23 protein-coding genes, 1 tRNA gene and 1 pseudogene are annotated in these 22319 nt (G+C 32.9%); 16 read left to right on the top strand and 9 right to left on the bottom strand.

Annotated features, from left to right (window positions below):
* The first annotated feature begins 2 nt into the window (after positions 1–2).
* From ABD011_RS13880 to ABD011_RS13865, 4 genes and pseudogenes are all read left to right on the top strand, one after another.
* Positions 3–179 (top strand): Lacal_2735 family protein, encoded by a 177-nt coding sequence (locus ABD011_RS13880; RefSeq protein WP_134201408.1) that lies wholly within the window; start codon positions 3–5, stop codon positions 177–179.
* Positions 176–637, top strand: a complete 462-nt coding sequence (locus tag ABD011_RS13875; RefSeq protein ID WP_131509072.1) for a TspO/MBR family protein — start codon at positions 176–178, stop codon at positions 635–637. Before ABD011_RS13880 ends, ABD011_RS13875 begins: the two co-directional genes overlap by 4 nt.
* Before the next feature lies 1 nt (position 638).
* Positions 639–1106 (top strand): SRPBCC family protein, encoded by a 468-nt coding sequence (locus ABD011_RS13870; protein ID WP_131509071.1) that lies wholly within the window; start codon positions 639–641, stop codon positions 1104–1106.
* Between the two features lie 89 nt (positions 1107–1195).
* Positions 1196–2329 (top strand): annotated as a pseudogene (locus ABD011_RS13865) (cryptochrome/photolyase family protein); the annotation flags it as partial.
* Here the strand turns inward: ABD011_RS13865 and ABD011_RS13860 are convergent.
* Positions 2251–2733 carry a DUF2911 domain-containing protein gene (locus tag ABD011_RS13860; protein ID WP_343799252.1) on the bottom strand — a complete coding sequence of 161 codons (483 nt, stop codon included), beginning with the start codon at positions 2731–2733 and terminating at the stop codon, positions 2251–2253. The pseudogene ABD011_RS13865 and the gene ABD011_RS13860 overlap by 79 nt on opposite strands.
* 272 nt (positions 2734–3005) lie before the next feature.
* On the opposite strand from ABD011_RS13860, the gene ABD011_RS13855 reads away from it, so the two are divergent.
* Positions 3006–4742 (top strand): FG-GAP-like repeat-containing protein, encoded by a 1737-nt coding sequence (locus tag ABD011_RS13855; protein WP_343799184.1) that lies wholly within the window; start codon positions 3006–3008, stop codon positions 4740–4742.
* A 68-nt stretch (positions 4743–4810) separates the two neighbouring features.
* On the opposite strand, the gene murA is transcribed toward ABD011_RS13855, so the two are convergent.
* The 3 genes from murA to ABD011_RS13840 all read right to left on the bottom strand — a co-directional run bounded on the left by murA (position 4811) and on the right by ABD011_RS13840 (position 7152).
* Positions 4811–6127 (bottom strand): UDP-N-acetylglucosamine 1-carboxyvinyltransferase, encoded by a 1317-nt coding sequence (gene murA / locus ABD011_RS13850; RefSeq protein WP_129761673.1) that lies wholly within the window; start codon positions 6125–6127, stop codon positions 4811–4813.
* 6 nt (positions 6128–6133) lie between these two features.
* Positions 6134–6772: a DUF4290 domain-containing protein gene (locus ABD011_RS13845; RefSeq protein WP_131508596.1), complete on the bottom strand. Its 639-nt coding sequence runs from the start codon at positions 6770–6772 to the stop codon at positions 6134–6136.
* A gap of 86 nt (positions 6773–6858) precedes the next feature.
* On the bottom strand, positions 6859–7152 hold the full coding sequence (locus tag ABD011_RS13840; RefSeq protein ID WP_131508594.1) for a DUF493 family protein: 294 nt from the start codon (positions 7150–7152) through the stop codon (positions 6859–6861).
* Between the two features lie 170 nt (positions 7153–7322).
* Between ABD011_RS13840 and ABD011_RS13835 the strand changes: the two genes are divergently transcribed.
* The 5 genes from ABD011_RS13835 (at position 7323) to ABD011_RS13815 (ending at position 11874) form a co-directional block, all read left to right on the top strand.
* Positions 7323–7862, top strand: coding sequence for an AAA family ATPase (locus ABD011_RS13835; protein ID WP_343799180.1), 540 nt, complete (start codon positions 7323–7325; stop codon positions 7860–7862).
* A gap of 2 nt (positions 7863–7864) precedes the next feature.
* Entirely contained in the window at positions 7865–9763 is a 1899-nt protein-coding gene (locus ABD011_RS13830) for a RecQ family ATP-dependent DNA helicase (RefSeq protein ID WP_343799178.1), read from the top strand.
* A 3-nt stretch (positions 9764–9766) separates the two neighbouring features.
* A complete protein-coding gene (fmt, locus tag ABD011_RS13825) occupies positions 9767–10717 on the top strand; it encodes a methionyl-tRNA formyltransferase (RefSeq protein ID WP_343799176.1) in 951 nt (316 codons plus the stop codon).
* Between the two features lie 195 nt (positions 10718–10912).
* Positions 10913–11185 carry an HU family DNA-binding protein gene (locus tag ABD011_RS13820; protein ID WP_129761679.1) on the top strand — a complete coding sequence of 91 codons (273 nt, stop codon included), beginning with the start codon at positions 10913–10915 and terminating at the stop codon, positions 11183–11185.
* A 125-nt stretch (positions 11186–11310) separates the two neighbouring features.
* Positions 11311–11874, top strand: coding sequence for a YqgE/AlgH family protein (locus tag ABD011_RS13815; protein ID WP_131508586.1), 564 nt, complete (start codon positions 11311–11313; stop codon positions 11872–11874).
* Here the strand turns inward: ABD011_RS13815 and ABD011_RS13810 are convergent.
* Positions 11871–12716 carry an aminotransferase class IV gene (locus ABD011_RS13810; protein ID WP_343799172.1) on the bottom strand — a complete coding sequence of 282 codons (846 nt, stop codon included), beginning with the start codon at positions 12714–12716 and terminating at the stop codon, positions 11871–11873. The two genes, ABD011_RS13815 and ABD011_RS13810, sit on opposite strands and share 4 nt — an antisense overlap.
* 54 nt (positions 12717–12770) lie before the next feature.
* Complete coding sequence (locus ABD011_RS13805; RefSeq protein ID WP_129761682.1) at positions 12771–13163, bottom strand: START-like domain-containing protein; 393 nt, start codon at positions 13161–13163, stop codon at positions 12771–12773.
* 136 nt (positions 13164–13299) lie between these two features.
* On the opposite strand from ABD011_RS13805, the gene ABD011_RS13800 reads away from it, so the two are divergent.
* The 6 genes from ABD011_RS13800 (at position 13300) to ABD011_RS13775 (ending at position 17695) form a co-directional block, all read left to right on the top strand.
* Positions 13300–13373: transfer RNA gene (locus ABD011_RS13800), tRNA-Met, on the top strand.
* A gap of 264 nt (positions 13374–13637) precedes the next feature.
* Entirely contained in the window at positions 13638–14762 is a 1125-nt protein-coding gene (locus ABD011_RS13795; RefSeq protein ID WP_343799170.1) for a T9SS type A sorting domain-containing protein, read from the top strand.
* Between the two features lie 464 nt (positions 14763–15226).
* Positions 15227–15973 (top strand): hypothetical protein, encoded by a 747-nt coding sequence (locus ABD011_RS13790; protein ID WP_343799168.1) that lies wholly within the window; start codon positions 15227–15229, stop codon positions 15971–15973.
* A gap of 98 nt (positions 15974–16071) precedes the next feature.
* On the top strand, positions 16072–16554 hold the full coding sequence (locus ABD011_RS13785) for a YqiA/YcfP family alpha/beta fold hydrolase (protein ID WP_343799166.1): 483 nt from the start codon (positions 16072–16074) through the stop codon (positions 16552–16554).
* 38 nt (positions 16555–16592) lie between these two features.
* Positions 16593–17159 carry a Crp/Fnr family transcriptional regulator gene (locus ABD011_RS13780; RefSeq protein WP_343799164.1) on the top strand — a complete coding sequence of 189 codons (567 nt, stop codon included), beginning with the start codon at positions 16593–16595 and terminating at the stop codon, positions 17157–17159.
* A gap of 80 nt (positions 17160–17239) precedes the next feature.
* Complete coding sequence (locus ABD011_RS13775) at positions 17240–17695, top strand: carboxymuconolactone decarboxylase family protein (protein WP_343799162.1); 456 nt, start codon at positions 17240–17242, stop codon at positions 17693–17695.
* A gap of 65 nt (positions 17696–17760) precedes the next feature.
* On the opposite strand, the gene ABD011_RS13770 is transcribed toward ABD011_RS13775, so the two are convergent.
* From ABD011_RS13770 to ABD011_RS13760, 3 genes are all read right to left on the bottom strand, one after another.
* Complete coding sequence (locus ABD011_RS13770) at positions 17761–18990, bottom strand: PDDEXK-like family protein (RefSeq protein WP_343799160.1); 1230 nt, start codon at positions 18988–18990, stop codon at positions 17761–17763.
* A gap of 16 nt (positions 18991–19006) precedes the next feature.
* Complete coding sequence (locus ABD011_RS13765) at positions 19007–22009, bottom strand: type I restriction endonuclease subunit R (RefSeq protein WP_343799158.1); 3003 nt, start codon at positions 22007–22009, stop codon at positions 19007–19009.
* Positions 22010–22138: 129 nt separating this feature from the next.
* Complete coding sequence (locus tag ABD011_RS13760) at positions 22139–22294, bottom strand: hypothetical protein (RefSeq protein ID WP_335976404.1); 156 nt, start codon at positions 22292–22294, stop codon at positions 22139–22141.
* Between the last annotated feature and the right edge of the window lie 25 nt (positions 22295–22319).

The raw sequence follows: 22319 nt of genomic DNA, 5'->3' as shown, positions 1-22319 counted from the left end.
TTATGTTTAATTTATTTAAAAAAGCATCACCAATTGAAAAGCTCCAGAAAAAATATGAAAAGCTTATGAAAGATTGGCATGCACTATCTACATCCAACAGAGCTGAAAGTGACAAAAAATATGCTGAGGCTCAGGAGATTCAAAAACAAATAGAGCAACTTCAACAAGCCCAAAAATGAAATTTTTAAAAATTTTAGTTGTCTTTTTAATCGTTAATTTTGGAGCGTTAGGACTTGGCACTTTGTTTATGGCAAGTGGTCCACAAGGAGAATGGTATGCACAACTAAACAAAGCACCTTGGACACCTGATGGTTGGGTTTTTGGCGTAGCATGGACAACAATAATGATTTGTTTTTCGTTATACATGACTTTTCTTTGTATAAAACGACTATCAAACAAAGTAATAACACTATTCGTTATACAATTTTTACTCAATATAAGTTGGAACTATATATTCTTTAACCAAAAACTTACTGATATTGCACTCATAAATATCACTCTGCTTACCATTGTTGTCACCGCTTTTTTTATTACCTATCTCAAAGAATTAAAACTAAAATCATTACTTATTTTACCTTATGTTATTTGGTTATGCATTGCCACATCACTCAATTTATACATTTCTATCTATAACTAAAATGAAAATATATACGCTTCATAAAAAACAAAATCTTCCTATAACCATAGACCAAGCTTGGGAATTTCTCTCTGATCCAAAAAATTTAAAAACCATAACTCCAGACTATATGGGATTTCATATATTGTCTGGTGCAGACAGACCAATGTATGCAGGACAAATTATACAATATATAGTGACTCCTGTTCTAGGAATAAAAACCAAATGGGTAACCGAAATCACACATAGTATTGATAAAAAATATTTTGTTGACGAACAACGATTTGGGCCTTATGCATTATGGCATCACAAACATTTTATAAAAGCAATTGATGGAGGTGTTGAAATGGAAGATATTATTGATTATAAATTACCATTTGGAATTTTAGGACAACTCGTACACCCTATACTTGTAAAACCTAAGTTGAAAGAAATTTTTGATTATAGACAAACAAAGTTAGAAGAATTGTTTGGTAAATACGGTAAATAATTGTCATTGCGAATAAAAGAATGACTAAAACAATCTGTTATCAAGAACGCTCATAATGACAGAAACAAAAAGATAAAAATGAAAAAAAAATTAACATATTTTGGTTCCGAAGAGATTTAAGATTAGATGATAACGTCGGATTTTTTGAAGCCTTAAAAGGTGATTACCCAGTACTTCCGTTATTTATTTTTGATACAGAAATATTAAACAAACTCCCTAAAGATGATGCTCGTGTCACTTTCATCTTCAATACACTCCAAAACATGCGAAACACAATGCAGAAAGAGCATAACAGCAGTTTAGCTATGTTTTATGGAGAACCTAAAGACATCTATAAGCAATTGGTTAAAGATTATGACATACAAACCGCTTACATCAATCACGATTATGAACCATATGCTCGTGAACGTGACAAAAACATCAAAACGTTTTTAGAGCAAAACAATATCGAATTCAGAACTTTCAAAGACCAAGTCATTTTTGAAAAGGATGAAGTGGTTAAAAAAGATGGCGATCCTTATGTGGTTTACACACCTTACATGAAAACATGGAAAGAGAATTTTAAAAATCATAAGCTTAAAATTTATTATACCAATGATTATCTAGACAACCTAATAGAACATATGAGATTACCAAATTTGAGTTTATCTGATATGAGTTTTGAAACCTCTTCACAAGATGTTGAGGATTACGAAGTTACACCTACATTGATACAGGAATATAAAAACAAACGTAATTTTCCAGCTAAAGATACCAGATCACGATTAGGACCTCATCTTCGATTTGGAACGGTAAGCATTCGTAAAATGATAAAAAATGCTATTGCTGAAAAAAACGAAACTTTTTGGCAAGAACTGATATGGAGAGAATTTTTTATGCAAATTTTATGGCATTTTCCAAAAACAAAAGATGAATCGTTTAAATCAAAATACGACAGAATAGAATGGCGAAACAACGAGGCAGAATTTAAAAAATGGTGCGAAGGAACAACAGGTTATCCACTGGTAGATGCTGGTATGCGACAACTTAACAAAACAGGTTTTATGCACAATCGTGTTAGAATGTTGGTTGGTAGTTTTTTGTGTAAACACTTACTTATAGATTGGCGTTGGGGCGAAGCATATTTTGCTGAAAAACTACATGATTATGAGATGGCGAGTAATGTTGGTAATTGGCAATGGGTTGCTGGTTCTGGTGTAGATGCAGCACCATCATTTGATATTTGATTAACATCAATTGTATACGTTTCAACATTAAATGGTACTTCGTAAGTTTTAACAGTAGTTTTAGCTGCTACTTTAGCATCATCCCAATTTTGAGGATTTCCCCAGTTATTTGTATCAGTGTAGAAAAATACTTCCCAAGAACCTTTCATAGGCTTAACAAAAATCGCATAAGAACCAGCCTTAAGTGTTTGTCCATCAATAGTAACATCATCACTAAATGTCACCATTGTATTTTTATTAGCTCCTGCTCTCCAAAGTTTATCATAAGGTACTAAATCTCCAAAAATAGCTCTTCCTTTTACTCCTGGACGAGAATACTCTAGAGTAACATCAGTTAAACCAACCCTTTGTTCAAGCTTACTAGCAGGACTAGATTGTGGTGTTTCAATTTGAGCATTCACGCTAAATGTAAACGCAATTGCCAAAGTGAGTAGTAATAGTTTTTCATTTTTGATTAGATTTTAATTAGAATTAATGTATCGCTTTTAAAAAATTAAAATTACAAATTAGAAAGTCCTCTAGATGTTAATAAAACCTTAAATTAAAGCATAAATCAACCATCTTGACCACAAAAAAAGACTAAACATTCTACAAACTTTTAAAGAACAAATTAACTAACAATTAGACAATTATATAATAAAAACACTATATTTAATCACAAAAAAATCTCATCATGATAAAAAAATTACTTTTAAGTAGTATACTACTTTTTCCTTCTATTTATTTCGCACAGGTAACATTTACTAATGCAACTTCAAATTTGGTAAACCCTAATTTAACTAGTGGAGTGGCCATAGGTGTTTGCGATATGAATGGAGACGGTTTAGATGACATCATTAGACTGGATGATGCAAGATATCTTCAAATAGAATATCAAAATACGAATGGCGTTTTCACAAGATTAAATTATGGAAATTTAGCTGGCACTGGTAATGAATGGGGACTATGTATTGCCGATGTTGATGAAAATGGCTATAACGATATTTTTACAGGAGGAGCTTACAATGGCAAAAAGCTATTAATTGCAAATTCAACTGGAACAAATTACACTTCAAATTCATTAAGTGGTTCAAATATTTTCATTCAAAACCTTAATTTTATTGATATTGACAACAATGGTACAATTGATATTTTTGCTTGTCATGATGAAGGTGTTTCATCTGCGTACAATAATGATGGCAATGGAAATATGACACAAGACAATGCTGGTTTAATAAATGCTGTTTCTACGATTCCTTCTGATAATTCAGGTAATTATGGTTCTATTTGGGTTGACTATGATAATGATGGCGACCAAGACCTTTACATCTCAAAGTGTAGACTTGGAGTAAGTAACCCAAACGATGGTAGACGTGTCAACCTATTATTTCAAAATGATGGCAGCGGTAACTTTACCGAAGTTGGTGTCGCAGCTGGTTTAGTGCCTTATGCGCAATCATGGTCAGCTAATTTTGAAGACATAGACAACGATGGCGATTTAGACTGCGTGTTAATAAACCATGATGTTAGCAGTATTATATACGTAAATAATGGTAACGGTACGTTTACAGATATAACTGCAACTTCTGGGATTGCTACAGAGTTAAACGATTTAGGTAGTGGAGGAATTCAGGTTATTATGGAAGATTTTGACAATGACACTTTTATTGATCTTTTTATCACTAGTAGATATGCTTCTCATGCACTATTTAAAAACAATGGCGACCTTACTTTTTCAAAAATGCCATCACCTTTTGGTTTAGGCAGTGACAATATACAAAGTGCTGCTGTTGGAGACCTCAATAATGATGGTTTTATTGATGTTGTAGCTGGTTTTGCTATAGGCTATAACAGCCCAACAAACGACCCAGACATTTTGTTCTACAACAATGGAAACTCTAATAATTGGAGTGAAATACGTTTACAAGGAGGTCCAAGTAATATTAATGGTATTGGAGCAAGAATAGAATTACATACTGCTACTGGTATTCAAATTAGAGAAGTACGTTCGGGTGAAAGCTACGGAACCATGAACTCACTAATGACACATTTTGGTTTAGGAACACAAACTGCAATCACTAAGATAGTTGTTAAGTGGCCTTCTGGTATCGTTGATGAGTTATTTAACCCTAACATTAATGAATCTATATTAATTATTGAAGGTGCAACACTTGGAGACAATCAATTTACTAATACTGATATTAAAATTTATCCTAATCCAACAAAAAACAATGTAACTATAGAAGGCTTAAAAGATATTACTAATGCCTCTTATTCAATCTTTGATATTTCAGGGAAAATGGTAAAAAACAATAGCATGTTTTTTAACAATGAAGCTACTATAAATTTATCTAGTTATGATAGTGGTGTATACTTTGTACATCTTAAAACTGATAGTAAAAAACTTGTTTACAAGGTTGTAAAAGAATAACCTTGTATAGATACATACAAAAAAAGGCTTCGAAATTTCGAAGCCTTTTTTATACTTATATTTTAGGTTTAGTTACCTTCTACTCTAGTAATTTTTGCACCAATTGCTCTTAAGCGTTCGTCAATATTTTCATAACCTCTATCAATTTGTTCAATATTATGAATTGTAGATGTTCCTTTAGCTGATAAAGCTGCGATTAATAACGACACTCCTGCTCTAATATCTGGCGATGTCATAGTCGTTGCTTTTAATGTAGATTTAAAATCATGACCAATAACAGTTGCTCTATGTGGATCACATAGTATAATTTTTGCTCCCATATCAATCAATTTATCCACAAAAAACAGTCGGCTTTCAAACATTTTTTGGTGTACTAATACACTACCTCTAGCTTGTGTAGCCACTACCAAAACAATACTTAATAAATCTGGTGTAAACCCAGGCCATGGCGCATCAGCTACAGTAAGTATTGAGCCATCAATATAACTTTGTATTTCGTAACCATCAGTATGCGCTGGTATATGAATATCATCACCTTGTTTTTCAACAGTAATACCTAGTTTTCTAAACACATTAGGTATTTGTCCAAGGTCATCCCAACTTACATTAGTAATGGTCAACTCACTTTTTGTCATTGCAGCAAGTCCAATCCAGCTTCCTATTTCAATCATATCAGGAAGCATTCTATGTTCAGTTCCTCCTAAGCTATCAACACCTTCAATAGTTAACATATTAGAACCTACTCCAGTTATCTTCGCTCCCATTCTATTGAGCATTTTACAAAGCTGTTGTAAATAAGGCTCACATGCTGCATTATAAATTGTAGTAGTCCCTTCGGCTAAAACTGCAGCCATAACAATATTTGCTGTTCCTGTTACTGAAGCTTCATCTAAAAGCATATAAGTACCTTTTAGTTTTTCTGCTTCAACACCATAGAAATAGTCTTCGCGATTGTATCTAAATTTTGCACCTAAGTTTATAAAACCCTCAAAATGGGTATCTAGTCTACGTCTACCAATTTTATCACCTCCAGGTTTAGGAATATATCCTTTTCCAAAACGTGCTAAAAGTGGACCAACAATCATAATTGACCCTCTTAAACCTCTTCCGTCTTCTTTAAACTCGGCAGATTCAAGATATTTTAAGTTAACCTCATCTGCTTTAAACGTGTAAGACCCAGAACCTATTTTGTTGATTTTTACACCTAGCTTTTTTAATAATGCGATAAGTTTATTGACATCAACTATATCTGGTATGTTATTAATAGTTACTTGCTCTGGAGTTAGTAAAACTGCGCATAAAATTTGAAGTGCTTCGTTTTTTGCGCCTTGAGGTTGTATTTTTCCTTTTAATTGGTGACCTCCTTCAATTACAAATGTACCCATGAAATGTTAGTAGCGTTTTCTGTTACGATTAGAATTACTTTTTTTGTGTCCTTGTTTTTTAGAATACTTCTTTTTACCTCTCATTAAACTTGTTGAGTCCGAAAGGTCTTCATCACTATTCTTAAGGTTTATTTTACCACCTGAAAGTTCAAATAAATGATCAAAAATCACATCGTCTTCAACTGTATCTTTGTTCCAGTTTAAGAAGCATTTTTTCATGTGGTTTGCAATGGTATAGATTAAAGCGTCTTTTAGCTCTCCTTCTTCCCATGTATTAGCAACGTCAATCATCGTCTTTATATTGTTTCCATAAAAACGATATTTAGGATGATTTTGCGGGTATGTTAAAGGCTCTGGTCTTGCTTGCAACTCATCTTTTGATGGTTGTGGATATGGCGAATCTGCATCTAGCTCAAAATCGGCCATAATAAATAATTGATCCCAAAGTTTATGTTGAAAATCTGGTACGTCTCTTAAATGAGGTTGCAAATTTCCCATTACAGATATAATGGCTTTTGAGACTTTATTGCGCTCTTCTTTTGTTGGAAGTTCTTTAGCGTAATTAATCATTTTCTGCAAGTGCCTTCCATATTCCGGAATGATTAAATGCTCACGCTCTGTATTGTATTCTAAATCGTTTATCAAAATAAGATATAGGTATTTTATTACTGTGCATGTAGTTGTTTATGCACTAGCGCAAAATACAAAAAAATAATTAGTTCTATCTTAAATTATAATGAAATTACGCCTTCTACTTTCTCGGTAACTTCCTTATATTTTGCAATAACAGCATCAGGATCTCTCATCAATAAATTAATCGAAACACTAGTATATTTACCGTTTTTAGATTCAATAGTATTTATAACTGCTCCCATATTATCAAAAAGCGCTTCTATTTCAGCTATTTTATCTAGTTCTGATTTTACTATAAATTTATATAAATACTCTGAAGGCCAACTAGCTGTATCGTATAATTGTGCTCTTAATTTGTCATAAAATTCCTCTGTTCTTTTATCTTCTGCCATAGTTTTTATTTAAAAATGCAAAAATACATTTTGCTTTACTTTATTCTGTTATATTTTTTAGGTAATTGCTGCTTCAAAAATATTATGCAATTAAACCTTTGTTTTGTTAAAAAATAATTATTTTCGACCAAAACACATTATACGCTTTATATAGCTAAAATCTTGCCAATTTGAGTACGAAAACAATTGTTATTACTGGAGGACCTGGTACAGGAAAATCTTCTATAATTAACGAACTAAAAGAAAGAGGATATACTTGCTTTGATGAAATTTCGCGTCAAGTAACACTTGAAGCTAGAAAAAATGGTGTAGAGCAACTATTTTTAACTGCACCTTTACTATTTAGTGAGCTTCTTTTAAAAGGTAGAATTAAGCAGTTTGAAGACGCAAACGCTCACAGCTCCAATACTATTTTTCTTGATAGAGGCATACCTGACATATTAGCATATATGGATTATATTGGCGACACGTATCCTGAACCTTTTATTGAGGCTTCTCAAAACCTTGTCTACAATCATGTTTTTGTTTTAGCACCTTGGCAAGAGATTTTTATTAGCGATGCTGAACGCTACGAAAACTTTGAGCAAGCAGTAGAAATACACAAACATTTACTAAACACTTACAAAAGATTCAACTACAATTTAATTGATGTTCCTTTTGGTCCTATTGAAGAAAGGGCTAACTTTATACTAGAGTTGTTAAATTTATAGTGATGCAACATCCTATAACCATACTTGAACATTATTTTAACCACACTAGTTTTAGACCACTGCAAGAAGACATCATTAATGCAGTACTAGATAATGAGGATACTTTTGTATTACTTCCTACTGGTGGAGGAAAATCTATTTGTTTTCAAATTCCTGCGCTTATTAAAGACGGTATTTGCATTGTTATTTCTCCATTAATTGCCTTAATGAAGGACCAGGTTAACGCACTCAACCAAAAAGGAATAAAAGCAATGGCTTTGACAAGTGGTATTTCTTATGACAGACTAGATACGCTTTTAGACAATTGCATTTATGGTAACTATAAGTTTTTATACTTATCTCCTGAACGTTTGCAGCAACAAATTGTAAAAGAACGCATACAGCAAATGAATGTGAACCTAATTGCTGTTGATGAAGCGCATTGTATTTCGCAATGGGGAAACGACTTTAGGCCTGCTTATAAAAACATAAGTATTTTAAGGCAATTACATCCTTCTGTTAATATTATTGCACTTACAGCTACTGCAAAAGCAAACGTTGTTGATGAAATTATAACCGAACTGGATTTTATTTCACCAAAAGTATTTAAAGCCTCTTTTAGTCGTCCAAACATTTCGTATCAAATTATTGAAACCGAAGACAAGTATTATAAACTTGAGCAAGCTTTACAAGCCAATAAAGGATCATCGATTGTTTATGTAAGAAATAGAAAAGCGACCGTTGAAGTAAGTGAGTTTTTAGCAAAAAAGAGGTTTAGTTGCACCTTTTTTCATGGTGGTATAAATACTAAAGAAAAACAAGACCGTTTGTACCAATGGACCAACAATGCGGTTGAAATAATGGTTGCTACAACAGCTTTTGGAATGGGAATAGACAAAGCCGATGTAAAAAATGTCATCCACTTTAATTTACCAGAGAGTCTTGAAAGTTATTATCAAGAGGCAGGTCGAGCAGGAAGAAATGGTGATGATGCTTATGCAATTTTATTAAAAACAAATGCCGATGAGCAACATTTAAGAAATCAGTTTTTAAAAACATTACCATCAATAGACTTTGTAAAACTGGTATATAGAAAACTATGCAATTACTTTCAAATCTCTTATGGCGAAGGTGAACAAACCCAGTATCAGTTTAGTTTTGTCAATTTCTGTAAAGCTTATGACTTTAAACCTTCATTAACCTTTAACGCTTTACAAATATTAGACAGAAATAGTGTAATTAGCTTATCGCAACAATTCAATTATAAAACCAAGCTACAATTTATTGTAAGTAATGCTGCATTGTTCAATTATCTTGAAACTCATGAAAAGCAAGCTGTAATTATAAAATCTATACTTAGAACTTATGGCGGAATTTTTGAACATTTACTTAATATTAATGTTTCCATAGTTGCTAAAAAAGCATCAACTACAAAAGAACACGTTCTTAAAGTATTAAGCCAACTTAAAACCGATGAGATTGTAGACTTTCAATATTCAAACACTGATTCTGAACTTACTTTTCTACAACCCAGAGAAGACGATAAAACCATAAATAGGATTGCTGCAAATATTGAAAAACAACATCAGCTAAAGCACAATCAAATTGAAGCTGTTTTACACTATACAAATACTAATTCTGTCTGTAAAAACATTGTATTGCTGAATTATTTTGGCGAGAAAACCTCAACTAATTGCGGAATTTGTTCAGTATGCAAATCCAAAGAAAAATCTAAACATTCAACAGATACTAAATCCGTTAAAAATAGTATTATTGTTGCTTTAAAAGAACAAGACTTGTCCTCAAGAGCATTGATAGAATTGCTTCCGTTTGACGACACCGAAATATTACACACTTTAAAATTATTGTTGGAGCACAACATTATAAGCATTACTCCAACAAACACATATAAATTAAATTAATCTATGACTGAAAAGTTACGAATAGTATTTATGGGAACTCCAGATTTTGCAGTTGCCACTTTAAAAACTTTGGTTGAACACAATTACAATATTGTAGGTGTAATTACTGCACCAGACAAACCTGCTGGCAGAGGACGAAAACTAAACGAATCGGCAGTAAAGGTATATGCACAATCACAAAACCTTAATGTGATGCAACCTACAAATTTAAAATCTGAAGCTTTTCTAAATGAGTTAAAAGCACTAGATGCTAACCTTCAAATTGTAGTTGCTTTTAGAATGCTACCAGAAGTGGTTTGGAGCATGCCTAAATATGGAACGTTTAATCTACACGCATCATTACTTCCTAATTACAGAGGTGCAGCTCCAATACATTGGGCTATTATTAATGGTGAAACAAAAACTGGTGTTACCACCTTTTTTATTGATGAAAAAATTGACACAGGAGCTATGATTCTTCAAAAAGAAACAACTATTTCTCCAAACGAAACTGTAGGTCAATTACATGACAAGCTAATGAGTATTGGCAGTGAATTGGTTATTGATACTGTTAAGCAAATTGAAAATAATGAAGTTACTACAACTATTCAACCTAAAAATGATAACCTAAAAACAGCCTACAAGCTTAATAAAGACAATTGTAAGATTGACTGGACCATGCCTTTAGATGCTATCTATAACAAAATACGAGGTCTTAATCCGTTTCCTTCTGCTTGGAGCTTTTTAGAAAACAACGGAGAAACTGTTAGTGTTAAAATTTTTGAAGTTGAAAAGGAACATACAGCCCATTCAAATACTGTTGGTTCATTAAAAATTGACCATAACAGCTTAAAAGTTTCAGTCAAAGACGGTTACATTATTATTAAAGAAATTCAGCTTCCAGGAAAGCGAAAAATGGATGTAAAATCATTAATAAATGGATATTCATTTAATGACGACGCTAAAGTGCTGTAAACCCTTATATTTACTGATATATTAAAAACATCGATAAAAAGCACCTTCTTTATTAACAAATTCTCAAAGTTATTAACAAAAATTTGCATTTCCCTTGCTATTACTTGCGTGAATGGATATTCCGTATAAATTTGTACGAGGATTAACAATAACGTTTAACCCAACTATTATTTTAATAATTAAAAATTTAAATTTATGAACAAAACAGATTTAATCAATGGAATGGCAGAAAACGCTGGAATTACTAAAGCTGCTGCAAAAAAAGCATTAGATTCATTATTAATTGATATCGAAGGATCTTTACAAAAAGGTAACAGAGTTTCTTTAGTAGGATTTGGTTCTTGGTCAGTTTCTAAAAGATCTGCTAGAGAAGGAAGAAACCCTCAAACAGGACAAACAATAAAAATAAAAGCTAAAAACGTAGTAAAATTTAAAGCTGGTTCAGATTTAAATAATGCTATCAACTAGTATTTTAATTTCTTTTAAAAAAGCCCACTCCCTAAAAGTGGGCTTTTTTGTTTTATAGGGTTTCCTAGTCAAAATGTTGGTTTTTATTAAAATATGTTTTAGTTTTAATACAAAATCATTTGCCTATGATTACTTTAAAGCCCGAAAAAGGATACTTACTCATTGCCGAACCTTCTATTATTGGTGACATGTCGTTTAACAGATCAATAATTTTACTTGCTGATCATGGTACAGAAGGCTCTATTGGTTTTATTTTAAATAAACCTTTACAATATAAACTAAAAGACTTAATAACAGATACTGACGCCGATTTTAAGATTTACAATGGTGGACCAGTAGAACAAGACAACTTATACTTTATCCATAAAGTTCCTGATTTAATACCTGACAGTATTGAGATTTCTTTAGGAATATATTGGGGAGGAGATTTTGAAGTTGTTCTAGACCTTATTAATAATAATAAGCTTAAACCCTCTGATATTAAATTCTTTTTAGGTTACTCTGGTTGGGAACCTAACCAACTAGATATGGAGTTACAATCTAACTCTTGGGTAGTTTCAATGAACATGTATAAAAATGGTATCATTGAAAAAAGCTACGATAATTTCTTTTGGAAAGAGAAAATGCTAGAATTAGGTGGTGACTATTCTATTTGGTCCAATGCGCCTGAAAACCCTAGTTACAACTAAGATAGTCTTACCTTAACATTTAATTTTTCAACTAGTAAAGTAGCTACATGAGTTGTGAAACTTTTCTTTCTATAATTGGTTATAGGTTGTATTCCTGTAATTACGTTTGTTGTAAACAGCTCATCTGCTTTTTGAAGCTCAAAAGGAGAAATTGATGCTTCTAAAAGCTCGTAATCTTCTAGTTTTGTAATTATCTCAATAAGTTGTTTTCGCATTACTCCTTTTAAGCAACCATCTTCTAGTGGTGGTGTTTTAATGGTTTTACCTTTTACTAAAAATAGGTTTCCATTAAGTACTTCAACTACATTTTTATTGGTATTAAGCAGTAAGCAGTTTTCAAAACTGTTCTCTTGAGCATAAATGCTTCCTAAAACATTAATAATTTTATTGTTTGTTTTTATAGTACTTAGTAAACCAGGAGACATATAGTAGTCTTTAAACAAATCGACAGTATATGGTTTTGTATCTATAGTGTAAAACTCGTTTTCTAGTTCATCAACTACAATGCTATAATTTATGTTTTTAGTAATTGGTGTATACTTACCTCCTTCTCCTCTATCAATGTTTAATCTAACGCGAGCAGCAGATTTTGCTAAACCATTCACTGAAATTGTTTTGATAATTTCCTGCTCTAAAAATTCCATTGTAAACTCCATAGGAATTTCCATACGCAGAATACGCATAGAAGCCATAAGTCTAAAATAGTGATCTTCCCAAAAAAATATTTTGGAGTGCACCACTTTTAATGTTTCAAAAAGTGCGTCTCCATACTTATAACCTCTATTTTCTAGTGTTATATTTACTTCGTTTTGGTCTAAAATAGTTCCGTTTAAATTAACCATAAAAAAATCCCGATTAAAAATCGGGACAAATATATCAATTATAAAAGTGTTTGTCTAAGCAGAACCTAAAACTTGTTTTAAATCTGAAATTTGATTATCCCAAAGCATTTTGGCTTCGTCAATTTCATCTTCTTCAGTAAAATCTGTCACAATCAAAGACACGTCTTTAGTTATTTCATCTACTTGAATTTTAATTTCAAAAAAATATGATGCTCCATCTTCATCGTCACTCATCCATCTAAATTTTATACGCTCGCCACTTTTTTTACTTAACATTTTTGCTTTCTCCTCACTACCATCCCAAATAAAGGTATATATTTCTCCTCTAGAATTTACATTATCAGCAAACCATTCAGATAGTCCTGAAGGCGTTGAAATATATTGATATAACAACTGTGGAGACGCGTGAATAGGGAATTCCATTTCAAACTTAATCTTTTCGTCCATAGGTAAATTTAATTATAGTGCTCAATATATACATTAATTGTTTAGTTTAAAAACTAATTTTTAAAAAATATTTTAAGTGTATTATGTTTGTTGACATTAATTTTGTTTTTATATTTGCAGCCGCATTAGAGCAAATGGCGAGGTAGCTCAGTTGGTTAGAGCGTCGGATTCATAACCCGGAGGTCTCGAGTTCAAATCTCGATCTCGCTACAGAATTTTAATTATTTGTAAATAAACGGTTTAGTTCGCGCTAAACCGTTTTTTTATGTGTATTATTTATGAATTAATCTGCTTAAACTTTAATGCACTTTATTTTTTATATGAAAAGGGCACGATTTTAATACTAAAGTATTTAATCAAAAACTATAAATACTGTATAGCTTAAAAATAAGATTTTTACTACATTGCGACTCAAAACGATACCGCTTAAACTTAACACGTTTTAGTTAACATTAAACCAAATTATCAAATCAAATGAAACAAACCTACTTATCTCTTGCCCTATTTTTTTATTTATTCTATGCCAACACTGTTAATGCCCAAACCGATTTAATATACCATGTTGATTCTGGAGAAGGTATATTTACTACTCACTTAGATGGTACTTCAAAAAACTCATTAGTTTCTTACACAGCTAGCTCTTCTTCTTTAGCGCATGATGTTGAATTAGATGTTGCCAACAGCCATATATATGTGCTTGACTTTAATGGCAGAAACTTAATGCGATATGATTTAGATGGTAACAACTCTACACTTATTTACTCCTACTCAACAATACCAAGAGATATGGAATTAGATACCACAAATGGTATAATTTATCATACTGTAAATGGTGAAGTATTCTCAACAAATTTAGTGGGCAACAACAAAAACTCTCTTATAACATATACACCATCAGCTACTAATTTATTGGACGAACTAGAGTTGGATGTCAATAATAATCATATGTATCTTTTAGATGTTAATGGAGATCATTTAACACGATACAATTTAGATGGTAGTAATAGTACTCTTATATATAGCTATACAGGTGGTACACAATACCCTAGTGACTTTACTACAGACCTCGCTAATAATTTAATTTACCACATTAGTAGAGATTTTACCGCTGGAGAAATTTTTACAACAGATCTATTAGGGAACTCAAAAACTGTATTAACGACCTTTACTGCAGGTGCTTCGCTTTTATATGTTGATATTGAGTTAGATGTTGAAAACAACCATATGTATCTACTTTCAACAAATGGAGATTTACTGGATCGTTATAATTTAGATGGTTCTAATAAAACTACAATACAGAGTTATCCTGGTAGTTTCCCTAAAGATATTGTTATTTTTAAAGTTGATTCTACATTATCTTTAAATGACTCTGAAGTTTTTAATGAGACACTCTCTCTTTACCCAAATCCGTCAAGTGATTTTATTCAAATTATGAATATAGAATCGAAGCTTTCTTATACTATTTATAATGCATTAGGTGCAGAAATGGAAAAAGGTAGTATTACCAGTGAAGATCAAATTGATGTTCGAGGATTCGTAAATGGATTGTATTTTATAACATTTGAGAATGGGACAGCGCTTCAGTTTATAAAAAAATAAGACTTCTTTTGTCTTTTAAAGTCGAAAGCCACAACTACACGTTGTGGCTTTTGTTTTTATAGTTGTTTTTAAGAAGTAAGCTCTACAAATGTCCTCAGTATTACCCGCTCAAAAAATTACGATTCAAGCTTCTTTGAGCTCATTTTAATTTTATTTTTTCCTATTAATAGAAAGTTCCTATACTATCCTAAGACAGATGTGTTAATAGATTTTGTTGCAATAGTGTCTCTTCTATTTCTAATGTTTTAACGTGCTTTACTTCACTGCTTATTTTATACTAAATCACTGGAAGTTGTAGTAAATTAGACATAAAAGATGGTTTGGTATTGGTGGTGACCTGGGTTTGTAATACGGTTAATGCACGGTAAACCCGAATAAAACCTGAATATCACCTAGAGTTAATACGCTATATATACGCTATACCTATTGATTAACTCGCTAATTTTCATTACCTTAGACACATTATGGCGCGACAAAAAGGCATATTGAAAATTAGTGGTACACTAGACGGTATTAATTATTACTTCATTAAAGGTGTTGGCTATGCTAGAAAGGCAGGTGGTGGTTTTAATAGCAAAGCTATACGTACACAACCCAACATGCAGCGCGTACGTGAAAACGCTAGTGAGTTTGGGCATTGTAGTCAAGTGAAAAAGTGTTTGAGATTAGCTTTAATGCATTTTTTACATGGGCATAAGGATAGTACTTTGCATGGTAGAATGATGTCTTTACTGACCACACTAAAAGCTCTTGATTTGGTTTCGGAACGTGGGTTTCGACGTGTTGGTATTGGGCTACAAACTGCAAAAGGAAGAACCCTTTTGCGACAGTTTGCATTTACTCCTCATCACAAGTTGCTTGAAGCTGTTACAAAATATTCTCATTTTGATTGGGCCTCACAAAAGTTATCCCTTTCTGATTTAAAGATTAGCAGTTTTAAGTCTCCTAAACCTGCTACTCACATTGGAATTAGTCTTGGCGTTATGGATTTTGACTTTGAAGGTTTGACCTCTTCATTAGAGGTTTCGCCCACACAATTTTTTGCTATTGACTCTGACTCCATCTCTTTTGAATTGATTCCTGAGGTTGTTGTTGCTTCAACATATATTGGTCTTGTGGTTCTTGGTATACGCTATTATGAAGTCATTGACAATGAGGTTTATACTTTGAATAGTCAAATTGGTGTTGGATTATTGGATGTTAGGGTATAGTTATATAACTGTGTAGACTTTTGTTTGAGTCTGTTTTTTTTAAATACACTATATTCCTCGGTTTTCTTATAGTATATTTGATTTTAAGTTAAAACACAATGAATATCTTATATCTACACGGATTAAATGGTAGTTTAAAACCAGAAAAGCGCAACATACTTGAGGCTTATGGAACTGTTATTGCGCCTTCTATTGATTATCAGAATAACTCTAATGCTATTTCATGGCTTTACGACTCATATGCAAACAAAAGTATTGATGTTGTTATAGGTAGTAGCATGGGTGGATTTGCTGGGTTTCACCTTAGTAAACTGATGCAAATACCAGCACTACTTTTTAATCCTGCCCTAGCCTCTAGATCAGTTGCGCAACAACTACCAAATACGCCTTCTAATAATGGAAGTACTATTTTTATGGTACTAGGAGCAAAAGATACTGTTATAGACCCCAAAGGCACACTCCATTACATTGGCGAGCATCTTAATGCAGAACAGCCTATTTCTATTAAGATTCTTCCGCTTTTAGAACATAGAATCCCTGTTGCTGTTTTTGAGGAAATGGTAGATAGTTTCTTTTTATAACTAATTGACAAACTAAAGCTTTAACCTTCTCATAAAACATGAGTCAACACCTTAAAAATCACTTTAGAAAGTACGTTAACTTTAGCGATTCTGAACTTGAAGACATTTTATCTCATTTTAGACTCGTAACATATGCTAAAAAAGACTTTTTATTGCAAGAAGGACACGTTTGTACACAAAAGTTCTTCATTATAGAAGGCTTAGTGCGTTCTTATCATCTGGATTCCAAAGGAAATGAAAAGATAAATCAATTTGCCATTGAAAACTGGTGGATAACGAATGTTGAGAGTTTTGTAACTGAAACCCCTTCATCATCATCGATTGAAGCTATTGAGCCTACCTTAGTACTTAGCATAGATAAGAATACTATAGAGTCTTTATATATTAAATTCCCAAAGCTTGAGCGTTATTTTAGGATTATCACAGAGAATATGCTAATTGCTATACAGCGTAGGTACGAAGTGTTTTTACAACTAAAAAGCAAAGAACGATACCTCAACTTTATAAATAAGCTACCTGAGTTTTCGCAACGCGTTCCGCAATATATGATTGCCTCTTATTTAGAAATTACCCCTGAGTACCTCAGCGAACTAAGAAAAGCATAAATAGTTATTTCTTAAGATGTCTTAAGTAGATTGATAAAGCTTCAAAATAACTTTACACCATAATTAAAATTTAAATATTTATGGAACGAATAAGTTATACAGATGTGCCTCAAGAGATCTTTACAAACCTAATGGCCATTGAGAATTATTTAGATAATTCAACATTAGATTTACATTTATTAGAACTCATAAGATTGAGAGTGGCTCAAAAAAATGGTTGTGCGTATTGTGTAGATATGCATCATAAAATTCTTAAAAAACACAATGAAACCGATTTAAGACTTTCATCGCTTTGCGTGTGGGAAGAAACCAATTACTTTAGTGAAAAAGAACGTGCTGTTTTAAAGTTTACTGATGCACTCACCAGACTAGAGAGACAACCTATATCTGATAGTGTTTTTAACCCTTTACTAGAGCATTTTACTAAAGCAGAAATTGCACAACTTACATTGGCAATATCACAAATAAATACTTGGACAAGGCTCATGAAAACCTTTGGATTTACTCCTGGTAATTTTAGGATTGATCAGAATTAATTTAACCCAGTAAATAAAAAAGCGGTTTAAAGTTAATTTCAAACCGTTTTTTTGTTTTAATATGTTTAACTAGACTCTTTAAAATTGCTCCCTAATTGAGTTTCATTTTTAATATTACTAAAATAACCTTTGTGATACGTCTCTACAAAAGATTTAATCTGATCTAAACTTGCATCCAGCATCTCGTTAAAATAATCAGGATTGTTATGTAATTTTTCTAAAATTTCAGTACTCGCAAGAGATAATGGATTGTCTTCTTCCGCTTTCAAAAACCGTACTACTGGCCAATAGGAATTTAATCTTTGATCGCCATCCACTATAGTTTCATATTCTCTTTTTTTATCGAGAATTCCGATAAACATTCTTCCTCCAGTATTTCCTTTTCCAGAAAAAGATTCAATACCCAATTGTACACCTTTTGCGTTTAAAGCCTCAGAGTTTAACCAAATTTTCGAAAAGTTATGGTCTATATCCTTATCTACCCTGGCTTTTACAGACATATTAGAATTATTAATACTATTGCATAAGGATGTTCTAAAATTTTCACGGATTAAATTAACAGCTTCTTGGTAATGCGCTTTTATATATTTTGCTTCTTCTAGATTTTCTAATATTAAAGCATTCATTTTTTCTTGCAAGGTATTATCCATGGTATGTGTTAGTCTTTTTATAATGATTTGGTACTGTTTTAATGAAGCTTCTATTATAGAACCATGCCTTACGACTTTAAGACAATTTTCTAGCCAGTTTATAATTTCATTTTTGTATGCTATAATTTGGTAGTCGTCATCACCTAATTTGTATAAACTATCTTTACTAGGTTTGTCACCAAATAAATTTAAATAATATAATGTTGATTTACCATTATTAAACAAGCTATACCTATACATTTGTTTTGGTTGATCTCCTGCATAGATTTTATTCTCTATCGCTATGGTATTACCAGAAGGGAATGATACTAAAACATCAATAAAACCACCTTCATTATACTCTTTTGATATTTTACCTAGATGAAATTCTGATTGTACCTTTACTTGCGGTAATTCCTCTTTGGTGTAATCTGAATACCCTATTTCTTCTAAAAACAATTCTAAAAAAATAGCTTCATGGTAGTGATTGCCTCTGGGGTTCAACAAAGCCACCAACATATTTGAGTGGGTCTTTGTCTCATTGGATTCCATATTTAGAATTGAAAATATATTAAAATCTTCCCCTTTTTCTTTTATTTCCTTACGGTGCGTAGCTACTATATTTCCAGATGCTTGAAGTAAGGTTTCAAGTTTAAATTGATTCATAAATTATATAGCCCTTTTAAGCACTCCAATCACTAAACTGCCCTTCGGCTTGTTGCATGATTTCAGCGAGTATGTCGTTTAGTTTTGAAATTGATACTTTTCCTCTTAATTCTTTTTTTACCGCTAAGCGAATGGCAGCTTTAGCGTTTTCTTTTTTTGTCCAATCGAGTTGCAAATTGGATTTTACAGCCTTTACTACAGCATGCACAATATCTTGCATCGGTCCTTTTTCTTTGATAATATCTTGCTTTGCTGCTAGAATATCGTAAAAAGCCAATTCTTCTTCAGATAAACCTAACTCATCTGTACGTTTATCGTCTTGTTGTAGCTCTTGTGCGCGCTCTACCAACTCAGCAATCGTAGCGTAACTGTCTAAAGCATTGTTATGGTATTTATCAATTACCTTTTCTAACTCTTCTTTTAGTGAAGTGTATTTCTTTATGTTTTTGTGCAGCCTTAGTTTGATTTCATCTTTAAGAATGTTTTTGATGATTTCAATTTTTAAAGCATTACCATCTTTTTCTTTTTTAGCACCTAATAGAAAGGTTTCATCTAAAATGGAAATGTCTGGTTTTTCAATTCCTGCCATCGCAAACACATCTACAATATCTTCGGAATCGATACTTTGACTGATTAATTCCTTAATTTGTTGTTTTTGCTCGCTCCTATTCGATTTTACAGATTTAGCATTTCTTATTGCTTTAGAAACGTGTTGCATATACAAGACATCAACTGCAAATTCTTGAATAAATGATTGGCTTTTTACAATAGATAGTAACCCAGACAACTTCTTTTCGGCTTTCATAAAATTGTTGGCATCTTCGTCATACTTTACTAAATGATTGACTCCACTTTTAACCAACAACACTTTATCTGCTTCACGTAAGGCTTTCCAATTGCTATAGTCAACGGTTTCAGGTAACATTGACTTACACACTTCAACTTGATTAAAAAACAATTCCAAAGCCTGTTCCATATCAATGGTTGGCTTTCCTTTACCACCACCATCTGTATATTTATCGGTTGCTGTTTTTAAGTTATCGCCAATACCTATATAATCTACAATAACACCGTTTTCTTTGTCTTTAAATACACGGTTGGTTCTTGTAATGGCTTGCATTAAGTTATGCCCTTTCATAATCTTATCTACATACATGGTATGCACACAAGGGGCATCAAAACCTGTGAGCCACATATCGCGCACGATGACGATTTTCAATGGGTCGTCTACTTTTCTAAAGCGTTTCTTTAAGGCTTCTTGTGCGTCTTTTGTTCTTATATGTTCGTTCCAGTCGATTGGGTCTTTTGAGATATTCCCTGTCATTACCACAGCCACTTCAGGACAATCCTCTAAAGCGGTTAAGGCATTATACATTTTCACACAGTTACGACGACTCATGCACACCACCATCGCTTTTCCGTCTAAGGTTTCTATACGTTTGGTAAAGTGGTGCAAAATGTCTTTAGCTATTTTATTCACACGGTCTTCGCTACCTGCTGCATCTTCAATAGCTGCCCATTTTAAATTGCCTGTATCTTCTTCATCATTAGTTATGGCATCTACATCATCGTCTATAGCTTCATTCCATAAATGTAATTTTGCTAAACGTGGTTCGTAATAAATATTTACGGTGGCTTTATCTTCAACCGCTTGTTTAATGTCGTAGGTGTGAATGACATTACCAAACACCTCTTCTGTATCGGCATCTTTAGAATCTACAGGTGTTCCTGTAAATCCAATAAAGGACGCATTTGGTAAAGCTTTACGTAAGTTAGAAGCAAATCCATCTAGCAAACCGTATTGTGTACGGTGTGCCTCGTCTGCCATAACGATAATATTTTCGCGCTCTGATAGAATAGGATGTTCTAGTTCACCTAAAGCCTCATCTGTAGTTTGCTTTAGACGGAATTTCTCAATAGTTGTAAAAATGACGCCACCAGCACCAGCGGACAGCAATTTGCGTAAATCGTCTGTACTTTCGGCATGGTATACATCGCCTACCAAATCTTTAGCCAAAACAAAGTTCTCGTAGAGTTGCATATCTAAATCGCTACGGTCTACCTGAACCACAATAGTTGGATTTTTCAACTCTGGTAAACTGCGCAAAATACCTGTGTAGATTGCCATAGAGATACTTTTACCTGATCCTTGTGTGTGCCAAATAACACCTATACGACCATCACCAAACGGAAGTACCGATTTTTTTGCGGCTTCTACCGCAAAATTCACCCCAAAAAACTGGTGGTATTTAGCACCTTTTTTAATAAGCAACCCGTTATGATCTTCATGAAAGATGAAGTTTTTAATGTAGTTGAGTAAACGCTCTTTGGGAAACAAACCAAATAATAAGGTATGCATTTGAAAATCGTCTTCTCCAACGGTGTCTTTACCTGTAATGCTTTTCCAAGGGGCGAACCACTCCATACCACTACTAAACATACCGTGTTGTGCCTCGTTACCGTCACTAATTACTGTGAGTGCGTTGTACTCAAACAACTGCGGAATGTCTTTTTTGTAATGTTCTATTTGGTTGTGTGCTTCTTTGAGGTTGGTGTTTTCGTTGTACCAATTTTTAAGTTCAAACAATACTAATGGTAAACCGTTAATATAGATGATAATATCTGGTCTGCGTTTGTTTTTGCCTGTAATACTGAACTGATTGACTGCCCAAAAACTATTGTTTTCTGGGTTGTTAAAATCCATAGGATAGACGTGTACTGCTTTTTCATTGCCCTGTGCATACTCGTAATTAAGATCTATGCCTTTAGTACACTTTAAATGGAAGCTACGGTTACGATGGTCTAGATCTACACCTACGTTGTTGGTAAACTCCGCCACCGCTAAGGCTTGTATATCTGCTGGTAATTGCGGATATGTTTTTTGAATAAATGCCAACAGCTCGTCCTTTAGCACGACGTCTTTAGGATGGTGCGCTATGGCTGTACCGTCTTTGTGCGTATAGCCTAGGTCTTCTAACCAGTCTATGGTTGCTTGTTCAATTGTAGCCTCAGTTGTCATACCAAAATGTTTTTATGCCATAGCATTGTATTTATAGAGATTCCTGCCTTCGCAGGAAGTTTGGTGGCTTGTTCTATAGTTGCTTCTGTGGTCATATCAATTTCCTGCGAAAGCAGGAATCTTATTAAGTTATTCTTTAATCATAGCTTGCATATAGTAATTGCTAATACCGTGTGTTCTGGCATGAGACACACCACCTTGAGGTAGCCATCCCTTTTTAATATCTGAATTGACTGCCTCTACTAAATCGAATTCTGAGATAAAACTTAATATTTTATATTCCATAGTATTTATTGTTTGTTCTTTACTT

It is taken from the genome of Gaetbulibacter jejuensis (assembly GCF_039524015.1).
Lineage (GTDB): Bacteria > Bacteroidota > Bacteroidia > Flavobacteriales > Flavobacteriaceae > Gaetbulibacter_B > Gaetbulibacter_B jejuensis.
This window is presented reverse-complemented; position numbering and strand designations above follow the sequence as displayed.